This window comes from Salinivibrio sp. IB643 (assembly GCF_001996105.1).
Taxonomy (GTDB): Bacteria; Pseudomonadota; Gammaproteobacteria; order Enterobacterales; family Vibrionaceae; genus Salinivibrio; species Salinivibrio costicola.
In genome coordinates, this window is record NZ_MUFF01000005.1 from 1 (window position 1) to 16,180 (window position 16,180).

Below are 16,180 nucleotides of genomic sequence, written 5' to 3' on the forward strand. Positions count from 1 at the left end.
GGTGAATCTTGTGTTGTGATTTGTCCTGCGGCACCGAACCGCGCGGCGGCGTTGGCGTCGGCATCTGACTGATAACCGAAAATCGCGAGTTCTTTTAGGATCATCTCACGGACTGGCAGTGAGTTTTCGCCAATTCCACCCGTGAAAACAATCCCATCCAAGCGAGATAAAGGCACCATGTAACTTGCGATGTATTTTGCGACGCGATAAGCAAACATTTCCAGCGCGAGTTGCGCACCTCTGTGGCCTTCTTCCGCGGCTTCAACCAGCCCACGACAATCATTAGTGAGCTCAGACACACCAAGGAGCCCTGCTTTATCGATCAGCTCATGATGGATTTGATCCATACTGAGGCCTTTTTTCGATAAAAACTCTAGAATAGATGGGTCGATATCACCACAGCGAGTGCCCATCATCAGACCGGCCAATGGGGTGAATCCCATGCTGGTATCGACACTTTGACCGTCTTTCACTGCACACAATGACGCACCATTGCCCAAATGCACCGTGATCACGTTGGTTTGTTCTGGTGCTTGTTTTAGCCATTTTGCTGCTTCTCGGCTGACATAATAATGGCTGGTGCCATGAAAACCATAGCGACGAATGCCATAATCATTGTAGAGCTGACGCGAGATCGCGTAGTGATACGCTTTTTCCGGCATGGTTTGATGGAATGCAGTGTCGAAAACCGCGACTTGAGGAAGGTTGGGGAAAGCTTTACGCGCGGCATTAATACCAACGACGTGAGCGGGGTTGTGCAGTGGCGCCAAGGATTTCAAGGCATCGATCTGTGCAAGTACGGCATCATCGATAAGCGTCGCCTGACTGAAGGTTTCGCCACCATGGACCACTCGGTGCCCAACAGCTTGTAATTTATCACTGAGTTGGTTGTTTTCGATAAGGCCCACAATAATGTCCATGGCCTCTTGATGGTGGTCGCTTCCTGCACTCAATGTCTTTTCAGTTTTGTTGCCGTCGACTTTCCAGCTCATGCATGCGTCATCACGACCAAAACACTCTCCGGCGCCTGAAATCACAGCATCGCCTGTTTGCGCGTCCATCAGTGCAAACTTTAAAGACGAACTGCCTGAATTTATAACGAGTACCAGTGCATCACTCATAGGTTTACCTTATTGGTAGAATTGGGATCGCGGCTTGTGGCCGCCTCTACATTATTAAAATATTTTTGAATAATTCAACTATCGTTATAGTGATAGCATAATTGCCCAACAATTTACTGCGTAAGATCAAGCTAAGTGCGCATCAACTAGGCAAAAACAAGAATGACAAGTAACCAACGACCCCCATGGTGCTGATTACTAGCGACATAATCGTGACGACTTTGCGGTGCGCGCGAAGTGTCTCCATCATATGCAAAAGGAGGTTGGTCCTTGGTGGTATCACTCCAAGGCGGTGCGCATATTCATCCGCTTGCCGCTGATGGCCTTGCTCGCCCAATATATCGAGCAAATGTTGAACATGAGCCACCGAGCAGTGCCGCAGAACACCCATAGATTCCTCGATTGGCATTACGGTGAGTAGCTCGGCTTGCCGAGTTAATTCGTATTGTAAAAAGGCATTACGAGCCGCGACGATCTCGGAGGTTGAGAAAGTTGCAGTGTTATCAAGGGTGTTGTTCATTACCGTCATGGCGAATCTCCCGATTGGCAACAGGTAACGACCATCAACAACGTCTAGCGCCTAAAAGGCAGCATTATGCGTTAGAGCGAGAGGAGAAAAATAAAGCAGGTGGGGCCAGCTATCAACAACGGCTGGTAAACTGGCAGAGACAATACCAACGGTCGCTATTTTTCTCCGTTTCGACTCGGAGGATGGTCGGTATTGTTCATAATTATCTCCAAAAAATGTATTGCTTTGAAAGCATGATTAATATAACAAAAAAGTTACGCTCTGTCTGTCAGTTGGGCGTTAATTTTATCGCCGCGTCTGCTMGCTAACCTGATCGGACCGGGCACTCTATACAGTTACTTCGCATGCCCCTCACTTTTTTGACGGCACAGTAACAGGCTCGCACCTAATAATTGCGAAAAAGCGACGGTGAGATCCGTTTGCATATGCTGCTCACACTCTTTTTGTAAGGCTTTTAGAATTCTAAATGCGGCACCATTGTCCGCTTTACCACTAATCAGTAGATAGAAACAGAGTTTGAGCGTGGCTTTGAAGTCACCGTTTGCATGCATCGCCTGCATCCAACTGGTCATAAACGCATTTATGGTGCTGGTTGTATCAAGCGGCATGCGCAAGCTGTCGACGATAAACGGCTCCAGCGCGACCATAAAATCTTGTTTTCGAGGAAAATGATGACTAATCCCGGTACGCGATACGCCGGTCGCCTCGCTTAGCGTGGTATACGACATTCCCTCATAGCCAAGCATTAATAATTGGTGTTTCGCCTCTGCTAGGATGAGCTCAATGGTCTGTTGCGTTTGCGCTTTACTCCGTTTAGGCATATGTAACCTGTTCTCCCGTCAATCGCCACTGTTGGCGCAGTGCTGTAACGCGCGCCCGTCTGGCTCGCACTTGCGTCTGGCTCGCGATAAAGCCTAGCCCTTAGTAAAAATAGTACAGACTCACCAATAAAGCCTGACAGTAAACGTCTTATGTGAATACGGAGGCCGATCAAGCTTTTGGCATTGGCTCCTGAAAATGGGGTAAAAAAACTGAAAAGTCAGGCAAAAAACACCGCAAATAGTGTCATCAGTCATAATTTAGACAGTCGTTTAAATGATTATCTTGCGTATGGTGCCCGAAGATCCGTAAGTTAACATTATTATAACGTTTTAACGTATCTCCACGTTGCGACAATGAGGAAGTCCAATGTCACATATCAAACCACATGATCAGATCTTACGTTGGGCCGATGAGCGCCCAAACCATGTTTTTCTGCGCCAAATCCACGGGCGCCGCTTTCATGATTATACCTTTGCCGAGGTCGCCGAGCAGGCCCAGAAAATGGTAACAGCGCTCCGCGATATGGGGCTTAAGCCGGGTGACAAAATCGCACTGATATCAAAAAACTGTGCTGAGTGGTTTATCGCAGATTTAGCAATGATGATGGGAAGCTACATAAGTGTGCCCATATTTCCTACCGCGGGCACCGACACTATCGATCATGTCATCAACCACAGCGAATCGAAAGCAATGTTTGTGGGTAAATTAGATGACAGTAAAGCGCTAACGGCCTCGTTAGAAAGTCTGCCGAACCTAAAAACAATTGCTCTCCCTTATCCTACCGTAAACTGTCATTACGAATGGCACGATCTGATCGCCAACCACGCACCGTCAGACGAACGTCCTGTTCATCTTGATGGCGATCTCATGTCGCTAGTTTATACATCGGGCACCTCAGGGCCGCCTAAAGGAGCCATGTTAAGCTACGGCGGTTACTGCTGGTCTGCGCAACGGTTGATCGATCATATTGGTATCGAACCTGACGATCGTTTGTTCTCTTACCTACCACTGGCCCATATTACCGAGCGTGTATACATCATGGGGTCAGCCATTATCGGCGGGATCCCGACGGCATTTCCTGAATCACTCGATACTTTCATTGAAGATGTCAAAATGCATCGCCCAACCCTGTTTATTTCGGTCCCGAGGCTTTGGACCCTATTTCAACAGCGAATCCAGGAGAAGCTGCCGGACGGTAAGTTGAACCTACTGCTCCGTATTCCGTTAGTGAGTACGATCGTCAAAAATAAAGTCGCTAAAAACTTAGGCTTGGATCAAGCACGTGTATTAGGTTGTGGGTCCGCCCCTGTCGCACCGGCATTGCTGGAGTGGTACCGCAAGATTGGGTTGAATGTCACCGAAGCGTGGGGCATGACCGAAAGTTATGCCTACAGCACCATTAATTATCCTTTCCGGGCCGATAAAATTGGTACCGTTGGCAATGCTGGCCCAGGGGTTGAAATCAAGATCGCAGACGACCAAGAAATCTTAGTAAAAAGCCAAGGACTGTTTAGCGGTTATTATAAAAATGAAGAAGCAACCAAAGAAACCTTGGTCGACGGTTGGTTGCATACTGGTGATTTAGGGGAGCTCGACAGCGATGGCTACCTCAGTATCTCAGGGCGCAAAAATGATACGTTCAAAACCGCCAAAGGTAAATTTGTCGCCCCTGTACCGATTGAAAAGCGCTTATTTGAATTATCAAACGCTGAAATGTTGTGCGTAATTGGCTCAGGCATGCCAGCACCGATTCTACTTGCGCTCCCACACCATTTCCCTCATTTTGATCGCGCTCGTTACGAGCGTCGAGTAAAAAAAGTGGTGGATACTATCAATGGTGAACTTGAGTCACACCAGCAAATTAAAGGTGTGTTAATGATTAAAGAACCATGGAGTATTGAAAACGGTAAACTGACACCGACCTTAAAAATTCGTCGCCATAAGCTGGAGCAGGAGTACCACGATCTTGGCACTCACTGGCCAAAAGGCACGCTCGTGCAGTGGGAAGAAGACTTGCTATAGCTTCACCGGCGCCCCGTCATCTATGTTGGGGCGCCGCAAGACAATACGATTAGCACCACCCCTTTCTTTTTTCGATGCTATTTTTGATTGGTTCACCGGTAGTTTTTCCATCATTAATACAGAAAAGATATCAAAACCTGACCTATCTCAATGTGCCACAGGCAGGTGTTTGCTAAAGATCGTACCACTGGTTTGCAGCCACGTCTTAAACGTGACGTTATTGGCTGCGTTTACGTAGGGGAACACCATGAAAGAGAACCAAACTGACGCTTGCGATGCTTGCGGTGTAAGTGCTGAGATTGGCTACATCATCTCAGAGGGCGATGATATAGCAGAAGTCACCATTCAAGCCAACAGCCCTGAGGCGATAGCGGCGCGCTTCGAGCAGTATCTTGATCTAGCAAAAAGTATTAATCCTGCTGTGAAGCATGACTTTGATAGTCAGCACATTAAAAACGATGCACTGACGATTAAGATGCAATTTGAATGCAGTGCTGAAAAGCTGATTTTTGAACTGCGTAGCCGCAGTTTGAACAACGCCTAGGCATTAAGCACGCTTTAGTGGCATGCAGGCGATTACGCAGGCTTGCTTCAAAAACGTGAAGCAGGGTGCATATTCACTCACCCTGCTCATTATTTGTCTATGATTCGAGCACCCTGGCTCAGTGAGCGCGCTCGCCGCCGGTTAAAGCCTTAAGCTCTGCCACGCTTCACACATTTCACGGAATGTTGTCGCATCCCCCTCAGGGCGATCCGGATGCCATTTTAGGGCCATCTTCCGCCACTGGCGACGAATTTCATGTTCGCTCGCATTTTCGTCCAAACCTAACACGTTAAGTGCTTTGTTTCGCTCCAGCATCGCAGTCCCTGGCGTATCATTACCGATGTGGCGCTGGTAATGCTTCCAAAAAGAAGACAGCAATTCTTTGACATCATCTTGGCTGGCATCATAGTTGTTCCAGTCCATGTAGTAATCGCGTAATGGATCCTGGTAATCGATTTCTTTGGCCACAAAACCATGACCTCCCACACGCCATTGTAATTGAATATCCATGGATTCAACCTGCAACCATTGCTGGGGCAGCAACATTTCTTGCAGTTGATATAGGGCGTTCATGATCAGGAAATTGCGTTTAAACAGATCAAGATGGGGGTCATCATCGAGTTGGGCCATCATGGTATCTTTTCGCAACTCACCCAGCAGGTGATGCACTTTCCAACTTTGTCGTGTCGACTCTAAAATACTGAGTATCGGCCAAATCAGGGGGTTGTCTATTTCATCCCGTTTTTCAGCAAGCATGACGTTCGTCCTCTGTCACTGGCCAGCTATTTTAAACCGGCACGTCTTAGGTTTGGTCGTAAACCACCTTACTTAAGGTATAAACCAATTCTGAGTGTTTTGTAGTCATAATCGGAAAATCCATTGTTGTTGGCCAGTATACCGCCATTACAATGACACTTTCTGATTGCCGGTTAAAATCTAAGCATATCTGGTGCCAACTTATTTTTTAAAATCATAATGTTCCGTATATTACTGATTAATCGTATAAAGAATCTTTAAGGTTACGTCAGTGAATATATTTACTTGAAAGCACCATGTTTCAAGGCACCACGATGGATTAAGCCTGCATTAAGCAACAGTAAACCGTGCTTACTCGAATACTTTGCGCCATTTAATTCGCATTCTATTGAGAACGCCATTAATCTTGATATAAACATAAAAATTTAATTATTTGATTAATGGCATAAGCTTATGGCATCAACGAGTTCACAATGTGAGGCGTGTAAAAGTGCGCAGCCACTTTCCTTTGCCTTTACGATGGCTTTTCAACCGATCATCCAACTTTCAACGGCAACCGTGTTTGCTTATGAGGCGTTGGCGCGTGGTATTGATGGCAGTGGAGCAGGCAGTGTGTTTAAGCATGTCAACGCAGATAATCAGTATAAATTTGATCAAACCTGCCGAATCAAGGCTGTCAAATTAGCGGCAGATCTTGCAATCCCTTGTTATCTCAGCATTAACTTTATGCCTAATGCTGTTTACAAGCCTGAGCGTTGTATTCAAACAACGCTGAAAGCGGCACGCGATAACCAGTTTCCGCTCGATAAAATCCTCTTCGAGTTTACTGAGGGCGAAGAAGTGCTTGATTACGAACACATTCAACGCATCATTCACCATTATCACTCTCAAGGCTTTCTGACCGCGATTGATGATTTTGGCTCGGGCTATTCGGGGCTAACAGCTCTCGCCAATATCGACACGCATATCATCAAATTAGATATGGCCTTGGTGCGCGATATTGATACGGACACCACGAAACAGGCCATTGTTCGCCATAGTATTGCCATGTGCCGCGAACTTGGCCGTCAAATTATTGCCGAGGGCGTAGAAACGGAAGCCGAGCTTGCTTGTTTAGCCGAACTGGGTATCGATTTATTCCAAGGCTACTACATTGCTAAGCCAGGTTTTGAATCATTACCTGCAATTAATCAATCACCTGGTTTAGAGGCCTTCCATCGTCAATAACTCGACGGGATGGCGCACTAACAATAAAACGGCGAGCCGACACGCTCGCCGTTGCTGTTTATTGTTCCTTAACGAATGACAAGCTACGCTTTTGAGAGAATGAATAAATCCCGCAAAGTTTGATTGCATCTTACATGCAAAAATTATAAATTAGCATAATCTAAATAATAAGGAGCGATTGGGAATGAGTAAAAAAGACTACCAAGAGATTAACCAACAACAGTTAGCTCTCAACAAGCAATTTAAGGCACACAGCAGCGAGACACTGACTGCATTTGGCCAGCTTCATCGCGCCGCAATGGCAGAAGGCGATCTCGATGTAAAAACCAAAGAATTGATTGCATTAGGGATTGGGATTGCCGCGCGCTGTGATGGCTGTATCGGCGCACACGTCGCCGCCGCTTTAAAGCACGGCGCGACTAAGCAAGAATGCGTAGAAGCAATTAATGTTGCCATTGTGATGGGCGGTGGTCCGTCGTTGATTTACGGCTCTCAAGCTCTGGAAGCCGTCGAGCAGTTGAGTGAGGTGTAACACTTAAAATAAACGACATTAAAAAAGCGCAGCCGCTGCCAACTGCGCTTCTTCATCTATATATAAGCCACCGATTTACCCGCGGTAATACCGCTGCGGCACAAACGGCATTTTTTCGACCGTCATAGGCAATTTCTTGCCACGCACTTCAGCGTATACCTCGGTGCCGGGGGCAATAAACTCAGGTGGGAGGTAACCCATCGCCACGGGCATCCCTTTAGTCGGGCCAAAGGTGCCACTGGTCACGATGCCAATTTGGTTGTCGTCCGCATCAAACAGTTTACTTCCTTCACGGACCGGCGCTTTGCTTTGACCGACTAAACCAATCCGCTTCCGACTCACCGCTTTAGTCGCTATTTGATCCAAAATGATTTGCTCACCGGGAAAGCCACCTGCGCGCTCACCATCAGCGCGACGAACTTTACTGATTGCCCAGATTAAGGTTGCTTCAACCGGCGTAGTGGTGGTGTCCAAATCATGACCATACAGGCATAAGCCACACTCCAAACGCAATGAATCCCGCGCACCTAAGCCAATCCATTCTACTGCCTCATCATCGAGCAACGCTTTTGCCAACGACGCCGCATGCTCGGCCGGCACCGAAATCTCAAACCCATCTTCGCCAGTGTAACCTGAGCGGCTCACCACACACTCAATGCCGTTGACCGTAATAGGCTGAATATCCATAAAGACCATCTCACTGACCTGCGGGTTAAAGGTCGCCAGCACCTCGGCCGCTTTTGGTCCTTGCAAGGCCAGCAAAGCGCGATCGTCAACAACATCAACAGTCACATCCCCTTTAAGATTATCGCGCAAATGCTGAATATCCTGGGCTTTGCAGGCGGCATTGACCACCAAGAACAAGTGATCGCCTAAGTTCGCAATCATGAGATCATCAAGAATCCCACCTTGCTCATTGGTGAATACGGCATAGCGTTGTTTACCTTGAGGGAGATCCAACACATCAACTGGGACGAGCGCTTCTAATGCTTTGGCCGCGTCCGTGCCATGAAGACGAATTTGCCCCATATGAGAAACATCAAACAACCCTGCATGCTCACGGCAATGAAGGTGCTCTTTGCGCACACCCAGCGGATACTGAACTGGCATGTCATAGCCAGCGAAAGGAACCATTTTTGCGCCCATATCAAGGTGCAGGCTGTGTAACGGGGTCGTGAGTAACTCTGCCATTATTCTCTCCATATTGTGCCCGCAGGCATCTTGCCCAAGTTAAGCAATGCGTTTATGTGGTTAGTTAAGACGCTGTTACCCATAAGATCAGTGCATCGTCATCACTGACGGAAGCTAGCATGTGCCCCATGGTGGCGTCGTAATATACGCTGTCACCCTCATTGAGAGTGATCGCTTCATAAAACTCAGAAAAAAATTGGATGCTGCCTTCCAGCACCAATAAAAACTCTTCCCCGTCGTGTCGAATCCAGTCGCTATAATCCTCAAACGCACGTGCCCTGACCCGCGACTTAAACGGCATCATCTTTTTGTTGCTTAGCTGTGTTGCCAATAACTCATGTTCGTAGGTACCCGTAGGGTGTGCTTTTCCCTGACCCGCTAGCGTCACATCTCGCCGACCTGTTGCTTGCCGCTTTTTTGGTGGGGCAAACAGTTGCGGAATATCGATATCCAAGCCGTGCGCGAGTTTCTGCATCGCTTGGAAAGTCGGGGATATCTGTTCATTTTCAATTTTGGATAAGGTTGAACGCGCCAAGCCAGTGCGCTGGCTTGCCTCCTCAAGCGTCAGCCCAAGCCCGACCCTGACGGCTTTTAAACGCGGGCCCAGCCGCAATGGTGCAATGGGTTCGCGCGCGTCACCCTCGCGTTGCGATCGCTCAACCTGCATCGACGGGTACACATCCTGTGTTGATTGGTCTGTTGTCACCTGCTTTCGCCTCTATCGGTTGTCCCGCTGTATTTGCCGCTTTAACACTTTTAACAAAAAAGTTTCCTATCGGAAAATATCGATATCATAAACGTGACCTAGCCAGCGAATTGATCAAGGAAGCCGACCTGTCACTCTCACTCGGCACCTTGAGTTCATCATGATCTTACTCGCAAAAACAAGGTATTACAGAGATATTCATTAATCATTCACTTAATAAAAAGCGAGTATATTCCCCGGCGTTGCTGGCATTGATTTGCAATTTACCCTCGCTTAGGATAAAAAGGCAAACGTTTGCGCCGTTGTTAGATAGTATCAAAAGGAGGAGGTTTTGTCTCCAGGATCACAACATAGGTTTCTTATTGGAAATTTATTTTGCGGAAAAGTGAACGCTTAGGTACGTTAACAAAATGTTTAAATCAACAGTAAGCGCAATCATCGCCAATCTGTTGAATGCTACGTGAAGCAATGTCGGCATCGTCGATGTCAGGACAACAACAATCATGACAACAACGTACCTTACTGATTGAGGAGACAGGCCATGAGTCACAGCATGTTTGACCTGTTTAAGATAGGCGTCGGGCCATCTAGCTCACACACCGTTGGTCCGATGGTGGCCTGCGCACGTTTTAGCCACTATGCGGCGCAAACACTGTCCGTGACCGATATCGAGCGTGTCAAAGTGGACTTATACGGCTCACTGGCGCTCACCGGGAAAGGCCATGCCACCGACGTGGCGTGTGTGATGGGGTTAATGGGCGAAATGCCCGCGACTATCGAATCAGATGAAATCGATACCATGACTAATATGGTTAAAAATGGTGGCGAACTGCCCTTTGCCGGCCGGCATTATATTCGATTTAACTGGGAGGCAGATATTGCCTTTCATTATGATCAGGTTCTCCCCGCGCATCCTAATGGCATGACTGTCAGCGCATATGATAAAGCCGGTGACTGCTTGACCAGCAAGACCTATTTCTCTGTCGGTGGCGGCTTTGTGGTCGAAGAGGGCGAAACGGATGCCTTGGCAACCAATTTCACGCCACCTTATCCATTTGATAGTGCGGCAACGCTGCTGGCGCAATGTGATCGAACCGGGATGAGTATTAGCGAATTGATGTTCACCAACGAAATTGCGCGCGCCCAGTATCATGACTCGGCAGCAACGCATGAAACCGTCAATCAAGGGCTCGACCATATATGGCAAGTGATGCGTGAGTGTATTGATCGCGGGGTTCAACAAGGCGGCGTGCTGCCAGGCGGTTTAAACATTAAGCGACGTGCCAAAGGCATGTACGACGCCATTCACGATAAACAAGCCCATGGATTACCGACAGATACCAATGATTGGGTCAACCTCTTTGCGATGGCGGTTAATGAAGAGAATGCCGCCGGTGGTCGAGTGGTCACCGCCCCAACCAATGGCGCCGCGGGCGTGATCCCTGCCGTGCTTGCTTATTACGATAAGTTTGTCTCGCCCAATAACCCAGACGGGATCCGCACCTTTATGGCCACGTCCGCGGCTATCGGCTCTTTATACAAGACCAATGCCTCGATTTCGGCAGCAGAAGTCGGTTGTCAGGGAGAGATTGGCGTGGCGTGTTCGATGGCAGCAGCCGGATTAGCCGCAGCCATGGGCGCAAGTAATCAACAAATTGAAAATGCGGCAGAAATCGGCATGGAGCATAACCTCGGCCTCACTTGTGACCCGATTGATGGCCTGGTGCAAGTCCCTTGCATTGAGCGCAATACCATGGGTGCCGTGAAAGCGATTAACGCGACTCGGTTGGCAATGGGTGGTGACGGCCAACACCATGTCTCACTCGATAGCGTGATTAAAACCATGCACGAGACCGGCCTCGACATGATGAGCAAATATAAAGAAACCTCACAAGGTGGCCTCGCTACCAATGTGATCCCGATTAATGTTGTGGCCTGTTAGCCACCATCGCCAACAAGGAAAGCGAAATGAAACCGAGCTACCCGAATGTAGAATTGGAGCAGTTTTTCTCCACCAATTTATCGGAATCCGATGGTGCCGTGATGTCCGCCGTGCAAGCCGAACACAAACGCCAACAACAGCAAATCGAGCTTATCGCATCAGAAAACATCGTTTCGCAAGCGGTGATGCAAGCACAAGGCACCTGCCTAACCAATAAGTACGCCGAAGGCTATCCGGGCCGTCGCTATTACGGCGGCTGCGAGCACGTCGATGAAGTCGAAGCCATCGCTCAAGCCCGCGCCAAACAGCTGTTTAGCTGCGAGTATGTCAATGTTCAGCCACACTCTGGCGCACAAGCCAACGGTGCGGTGATGCTGGCGCTGCTGCAACCTGGTGACACTATTTTGGGTATGTCACTGGATGCCGGAGGCCATCTTACTCACGGGGCACGCCCTGCGTTATCAGGCAAGTGGTTTAATGCCGTGCAATACGGTGTTAATCAAGAAACGCTAGAAATTGATTATGACGATGTCGCGGCTCTTGCGCGTGAACACCAACCTAAGATGATCATCGCCGGCGGCAGCGCTATCCCACGCCCAATTGATTTTGCTCGCTTCCGCGCGATTGCCGATGAAGTAGGCGCTTATCTGATGGTCGATATGGCACACATTGCCGGTTTAGTGGCCACCAGCGCCCACCCATCACCACTGCCGCATGCGCATGTGGTCACCACCACCACGCATAAAACCCTGCGTGGCCCACGCGGTGGTATGATCCTCACCAATCACGAGGATATCAATAAGAAGATCAATTCGGCGGTATTCCCCGGCCTGCAAGGCGGTCCATTAATGCACGTGATTGCCGCGAAAGCCGTGGCATTTGGTGAGGCGCTAGAGCCTGAGTTTAAATTGTATATTGATCAGGTGGTTGCTAACGCCAAAGTACTGGCCGAAGTTCTACAAACGCGTGGCTGCGACATTGTCACGGGCGGCACTGACACTCATCTGATGTTGGTTGATTTGCGCCCGAAAGGTCTAAAAGGCAACCAAACCGAACAAGCACTCGAGCGCGCGGGGATCACTTGTAACAAGAACGGTATTCCATTCGACACCGAGAAGCCAATGATCACATCGGGTATTCGCCTCGGTACACCAGCCGGCACCAGCCGCGGCTTCGGCACCGAAGAATTCCGTCAAATCGGTGAATGGATTGGCGATGTATTAGATGCCTTAGTTGAGGAACCAGACGGCAACGCTGAGGTTGAAGCGCGGATTCGTAAACAAGTGCAACAGCTATGTGCCCGCTTCCCACTTTATCGCCAATAAAGGCATAGCAATAAACATCCATATATCAATTACTTAGGATTGTGAGGCGGTAAATAGTATTTGCCTCAATTTACAATGTAAATTGCTCATAAATCGAGCAGTTCGTAATTTAGCAGGAGAGTAGCAAATGGACGCGACACTGAAGTATTCCGAAAGCCATGAGTGGGTCAAAGACAACGGCGATGGCACAGTCACCATGGGGATCACTGATCATGCCCAAGGCCTACTTGGCGATGTCGTGTTTGTCGATCTACCTGAGGTGGGTGACAGTACTGAAAAAGGTGAAAGCTTTTCTCTGGTGGAATCGGTAAAAGCCGCCTCTGATATCTATGCACCGGTTGATGGTGAAGTTGTCGCCATTAACGACGATTTAGAAGACAGCCCAGAGTTAGTTAATGACGAACCTTTTGAGGGCGGGTGGATTGCCAAGATTAAACTCGCTGACGACACCAACTTGGATCATCTGATGGATGCGGATGCTTATGCTGCCGCCATCGACGACTAATTCAGGACGAATATCATGACTAAAACGCGTTTACTCGATAGCTTAGTGGCTGATAACGATTTTATTGCTCGCCACAATGGACCGGATATCAAACAACAAGACGCGATGCTGGCGGCGATCAATGCCACCAGCCTTGAGCATGTGATTGAAGAAACCGTTCCTGCGGATATCCGTTTGCCAAAGCCGCTTAATCTGAGTGCGCCGAAAAGCGAAACCCAGATGCTGGCGGAACTGAGCGACATTGCTGCGCAAAATACGATAAAGCGAAGCTTGATTGGCCAGGGTTACTACCACACTCATACCCCACCGCCTATTTTACGTAATGTGCTGGAAAACCCTGGCTGGTATACCGCTTATACGCCTTATCAGCCCGAGATCTCGCAAGGCCGATTAGAATCCTTACTGAACTTCCAGCAAATGGTGATGGACTTAACGGGGATGGATTTGGCCAACGCGTCGCTGCTCGACGAAGCCACTGCCGCGGCAGAAGCCATGACCCTGTGTAAGCGTGGCGGCAAGCACAAAGGCAACGCCTTTTTTGTTGCCAGCGATGTGCACCCACAAACCTTGGATGTGATTAAAACGCGTGCCAACTTCTTAGGTTTTGACATCATTGTTGATGACACGGACAAGCTGGATCAGCACGATGTATTTGGCGCCCTACTCCAATACCCCGGCACCACCGGCGAAGTGCGCGATCTCAGTGCGCTTATCGCAGAAGCACAAAGCAAGAAGACGCTGGTCGCGGTTGCTACCGATCTGCTTTCACTCACTTTGCTTAAAGCGCCGGGTGAAATGGGCGCGGATGTAGTGATTGGGTCGGCACAACGCTTTGGTGTGCCTATGGGTTACGGGGGCCCACACGCCGCCTTTATGGCGACACGCGACAAGCTAAAGCGCACCATGCCTGGCCGTGTGATTGGCGTATCGGTCGATAGCAAAGGCAAACAAGCCCTGCGCATGGCGATGCAAACGCGTGAGCAACATATTCGCCGTGAAAAAGCGACTTCCAATATTTGTACCGCTCAAGCCTTGCTGGCCAACATGGCTGCTTTTTACGCGGTGTATCACGGTCCAGAAGGCTTAAAGAAAATTGCTCGCCGCGTGCATCACCTCACCGCGCTGTTCGCCAAATCGATACAAGCAGCCGGGTTGAGCCTCGCGCACGATAGCTTCTTTGATACCGTCACGCTCAACACAGGCGAGCAAACCGATGCCTTGTACCAACAAGCGCAAGATGCTGGTTTTAACTTGCGTAAACTGGATGGCCAACTTGGCGCGAGCTTTGATGAAGCGAGCACACTGGCAGAAGTCAATCAACTGCTCACCGCACTCACCGGTCAAGGCGATGCAGGTGCCGTGGCGAGCGACATTGAAGCCGATGAATTTGCCGCGATCCCTGCCGTATGCCGCCGCAGTAGCGCGTACCTAACGCACCCTGTCTTTAACCGCTATCACAGTGAAACCAAGCTGATGCGGTATATGAAGGCGCTGGAAAACAAAGACTTTTCCCTCACCCACGGCATGATCCCGCTAGGTAGCTGTACCATGAAGCTCAACGCCGCAGCTGAGATGATCCCTGTCACCTGGCCAGAGTTTGGCGCCCTGCACCCGTTTGTGCCATTGGAGCAAGCCAAAGGCTATCAAACACTGGGCAAATCACTGCGTGACATGCTGTGTGAAATCACCGGCTACGACGAGATCTCTATGCAGCCGAACTCAGGCGCGCAAGGAGAGTATGCGGGCTTAATCGCGATTCAGCGCTACCATGAAAGCCGAGGCGACAGTCACCGCAACGTGTGCTTGATCCCAAGCTCCGCGCACGGCACCAACCCTGCCTCCGCGGCCATGGTTTCGATGAAAGTGGTTGTAGTAGGCTGTGATGACGATGGCAATATCGACATTGACGATCTGAAAGCCAAGATCGACAAACACCGCGATGCGCTCTCGTGCATAATGATCACCTACCCATCGACACATGGTGTGTACGAAGAAACCGTGCAGCAAGTGTGCGAGCTGGTGCACGAGGCAGGCGGCCAAGTTTACTTGGATGGCGCCAACATGAATGCGCAAGTGGGTCTGACAACGCCGGGCTACATTGGCTCAGACGTCTCGCACCTCAACCTGCACAAAACCTTCTGTATTCCCCACGGTGGCGGCGGCCCAGGTATGGGACCGATTGGCGTGAAATCGCACCTTGCGCCTTTCCTTCCCGGTCATGTGGAGCAAGGCGACGAATTTGCCGTCTCGGCTGCACCAATGGGTAGCGCCTCGATTCTTCCTATTTCATGGGCGTACATCGCCATGATGGGTGAACAAGGCCTGACGCGCGCGACCGAGTTGGCGATTCTCAGCGCCAACTATGTGATGGAGCGTTTGCGTCCCTACTACCCCGTTCTCTATCGCGGCAAAAACGGACGCATTGCGCACGAATGTATTATCGACATTCGTCCGCTCAAAGAGGCATCAGGTATCAGCGAAGAAGACATCGCCAAACGCTTGATGGATTATGGCTTCCACGCGCCGACCATGTCGTTCCCGGTCGCGGGTACGCTGATGGTTGAGCCGACCGAAAGTGAAAGCCAAGAGGAATTGGATCGCTTCTGTGATGCCATGATTGCCATCCGCGAGGAAATTGCCAAGGTACAAGATGGTGAATGGACGCTGGAAGACAACCCATTGGTCAATGCCCCCCACACCCAAGCAGACCTGATGGCTGACGAGTGGTCCCACGCTTATTCACGTGAGCTAGCTTGCTTCCCATCTGCCCATAACAAGGCAAGCAAATACTGGCCATCGGTCAACCGTGTCGATAACGTCTACGGTGACCGCAACCTGATTTGCTCTTGCCCTAGCATTGAAAACTATATGGATGAGTAATCCGTTCCGCTCGCGAAAAGAGTGATGTTAAAGGCGAGCCGCTCGGCTCGCCTTTTTTATGAATGGCTTTCTCTGGGC

Annotated in this window: 14 protein-coding genes; 8 read left to right on the forward strand and 6 right to left on the reverse strand. The window is 49.5% G+C overall.

Annotated elements, in window-relative coordinates:
* From BZG77_RS03050 to BZG77_RS03065, 3 genes are all read right to left on the reverse strand, one after another.
* Positions 1 to 1,121 (reverse strand): acetate kinase (locus BZG77_RS03050; RefSeq protein WP_077646140.1); only part of this gene is annotated, 1,121 nt, incomplete at its 3' end.
* Between the two features lie 142 nt (positions 1,122 to 1,263).
* Entirely contained in the window at positions 1,264 to 1,650 is a 387-nt protein-coding gene (locus BZG77_RS03055; protein ID WP_077646141.1) for a hypothetical protein, read from the reverse strand.
* A 335-nt stretch (positions 1,651 to 1,985) separates the two neighbouring features.
* Complete coding sequence (locus BZG77_RS03065) at positions 1,986 to 2,471, reverse strand: TetR/AcrR family transcriptional regulator (RefSeq protein WP_077646143.1); 486 nt, start codon at positions 2,469 to 2,471, stop codon at positions 1,986 to 1,988.
* A gap of 367 nt (positions 2,472 to 2,838) precedes the next feature.
* Here BZG77_RS03065 and BZG77_RS03070 point away from each other — a divergent pair, with 367 nt between their 5' ends.
* The gene (locus BZG77_RS03070) at positions 2,839 to 4,494 is read left to right on the forward strand and encodes an AMP-binding protein (protein WP_077646144.1); all 1,656 of its coding nucleotides are present in this window, start codon (positions 2,839 to 2,841) and stop codon (positions 4,492 to 4,494) included.
* 247 nt (positions 4,495 to 4,741) lie between these two features.
* Complete coding sequence (locus tag BZG77_RS03075) at positions 4,742 to 5,038, forward strand: DUF406 family protein (protein WP_077646145.1); 297 nt, start codon at positions 4,742 to 4,744, stop codon at positions 5,036 to 5,038.
* Positions 5,039 to 5,179: 141 nt separating this feature from the next.
* Here BZG77_RS03075 and BZG77_RS03080 read toward each other — a convergent pair whose 3' ends face one another.
* Positions 5,180 to 5,794: a DNA-J related domain-containing protein gene (locus BZG77_RS03080; RefSeq protein ID WP_077460921.1), complete on the reverse strand. Its 615-nt coding sequence runs from the start codon at positions 5,792 to 5,794 to the stop codon at positions 5,180 to 5,182.
* A gap of 453 nt (positions 5,795 to 6,247) precedes the next feature.
* Between BZG77_RS03080 and BZG77_RS03085 the strand changes: the two genes are divergently transcribed.
* Entirely contained in the window at positions 6,248 to 7,021 is a 774-nt protein-coding gene (locus BZG77_RS03085) for an EAL domain-containing protein (RefSeq protein WP_077646146.1), read from the forward strand.
* Between the two features lie 184 nt (positions 7,022 to 7,205).
* Positions 7,206 to 7,553: a carboxymuconolactone decarboxylase family protein gene (locus tag BZG77_RS03090; protein ID WP_077646147.1), complete on the forward strand. Its 348-nt coding sequence runs from the start codon at positions 7,206 to 7,208 to the stop codon at positions 7,551 to 7,553.
* A 75-nt stretch (positions 7,554 to 7,628) separates the two neighbouring features.
* On the opposite strand, the gene gcvT is transcribed toward BZG77_RS03090, so the two are convergent.
* Together gcvT and BZG77_RS03100 are read right to left on the reverse strand one after the other, a co-directional pair.
* The gene (gene gcvT / locus BZG77_RS03095) at positions 7,629 to 8,744 is read right to left on the reverse strand and encodes a glycine cleavage system aminomethyltransferase GcvT (protein ID WP_077646148.1); all 1,116 of its coding nucleotides are present in this window, start codon (positions 8,742 to 8,744) and stop codon (positions 7,629 to 7,631) included.
* A gap of 64 nt (positions 8,745 to 8,808) precedes the next feature.
* On the reverse strand, positions 8,809 to 9,411 hold the full coding sequence (locus tag BZG77_RS03100) for a helix-turn-helix domain-containing protein (RefSeq protein WP_069361010.1): 603 nt from the start codon (positions 9,409 to 9,411) through the stop codon (positions 8,809 to 8,811).
* A 580-nt stretch (positions 9,412 to 9,991) separates the two neighbouring features.
* Between BZG77_RS03100 and BZG77_RS03105 the strand changes: the two genes are divergently transcribed.
* The 4 genes from BZG77_RS03105 to gcvP all read left to right on the forward strand — a co-directional run bounded on the left by BZG77_RS03105 (position 9,992) and on the right by gcvP (position 16,102).
* Positions 9,992 to 11,392, forward strand: coding sequence for an L-serine ammonia-lyase (locus BZG77_RS03105; protein ID WP_077646149.1), 1,401 nt, complete (start codon positions 9,992 to 9,994; stop codon positions 11,390 to 11,392).
* A 26-nt stretch (positions 11,393 to 11,418) separates the two neighbouring features.
* Positions 11,419 to 12,717, forward strand: a complete 1,299-nt coding sequence (locus BZG77_RS03110) for a serine hydroxymethyltransferase (protein ID WP_077646150.1) — start codon at positions 11,419 to 11,421, stop codon at positions 12,715 to 12,717.
* 127 nt (positions 12,718 to 12,844) lie between these two features.
* Positions 12,845 to 13,222, forward strand: a complete 378-nt coding sequence (gene gcvH, locus BZG77_RS03115; RefSeq protein ID WP_021022957.1) for a glycine cleavage system protein GcvH — start codon at positions 12,845 to 12,847, stop codon at positions 13,220 to 13,222.
* A 15-nt stretch (positions 13,223 to 13,237) separates the two neighbouring features.
* Positions 13,238 to 16,102, forward strand: coding sequence for an aminomethyl-transferring glycine dehydrogenase (gene gcvP, locus BZG77_RS03120; protein WP_077646151.1), 2,865 nt, complete (start codon positions 13,238 to 13,240; stop codon positions 16,100 to 16,102).
* Positions 16,103 to 16,180 lie beyond the last annotated feature (78 nt).

Bases quoted from the DNA above. Each gene is read 5' to 3' on its own strand.
- BZG77_RS03075 (WP_077646145.1), top strand. From the start codon at position 4,742: ATGAAAGAGAACCAAACTGACGCTTGCGATGCTTGCGGTGTAAGTGCT.
- BZG77_RS03105 (WP_077646149.1), top strand. From the start codon at position 9,992: ATGAGTCACAGCATGTTTGACCTGTTTAAGATAGGCGTCGGGCCATCT.
- BZG77_RS03085 (WP_077646146.1), top strand. From the start codon at position 6,248: ATGGCATCAACGAGTTCACAATGTGAGGCGTGTAAAAGTGCGCAGCCA.
- gcvT (WP_077646148.1), bottom strand. From the start codon at position 8,744: ATGGCAGAGTTACTCACGACCCCGTTACACAGCCTGCACCTTGATATG.
- BZG77_RS03065 (WP_077646143.1), bottom strand. From the start codon at position 2,471: ATGCCTAAACGGAGTAAAGCGCAAACGCAACAGACCATTGAGCTCATC.
- BZG77_RS03110 (WP_077646150.1), top strand. From the start codon at position 11,419: ATGAAACCGAGCTACCCGAATGTAGAATTGGAGCAGTTTTTCTCCACC.
- BZG77_RS03080 (WP_077460921.1), bottom strand. From the start codon at position 5,794: ATGCTTGCTGAAAAACGGGATGAAATAGACAACCCCCTGATTTGGCCG.
- BZG77_RS03100 (WP_069361010.1), bottom strand. From the start codon at position 9,411: ATGCAGGTTGAGCGATCGCAACGCGAGGGTGACGCGCGCGAACCCATT.
- gcvP (WP_077646151.1), top strand. From the start codon at position 13,238: ATGACTAAAACGCGTTTACTCGATAGCTTAGTGGCTGATAACGATTTT.
- BZG77_RS03070 (WP_077646144.1), top strand. From the start codon at position 2,839: ATGTCACATATCAAACCACATGATCAGATCTTACGTTGGGCCGATGAG.
- gcvH (WP_021022957.1), top strand. From the start codon at position 12,845: ATGGACGCGACACTGAAGTATTCCGAAAGCCATGAGTGGGTCAAAGAC.
- BZG77_RS03055 (WP_077646141.1), bottom strand. From the start codon at position 1,650: ATGACGGTAATGAACAACACCCTTGATAACACTGCAACTTTCTCAACC.
- BZG77_RS03090 (WP_077646147.1), top strand. From the start codon at position 7,206: ATGAGTAAAAAAGACTACCAAGAGATTAACCAACAACAGTTAGCTCTC.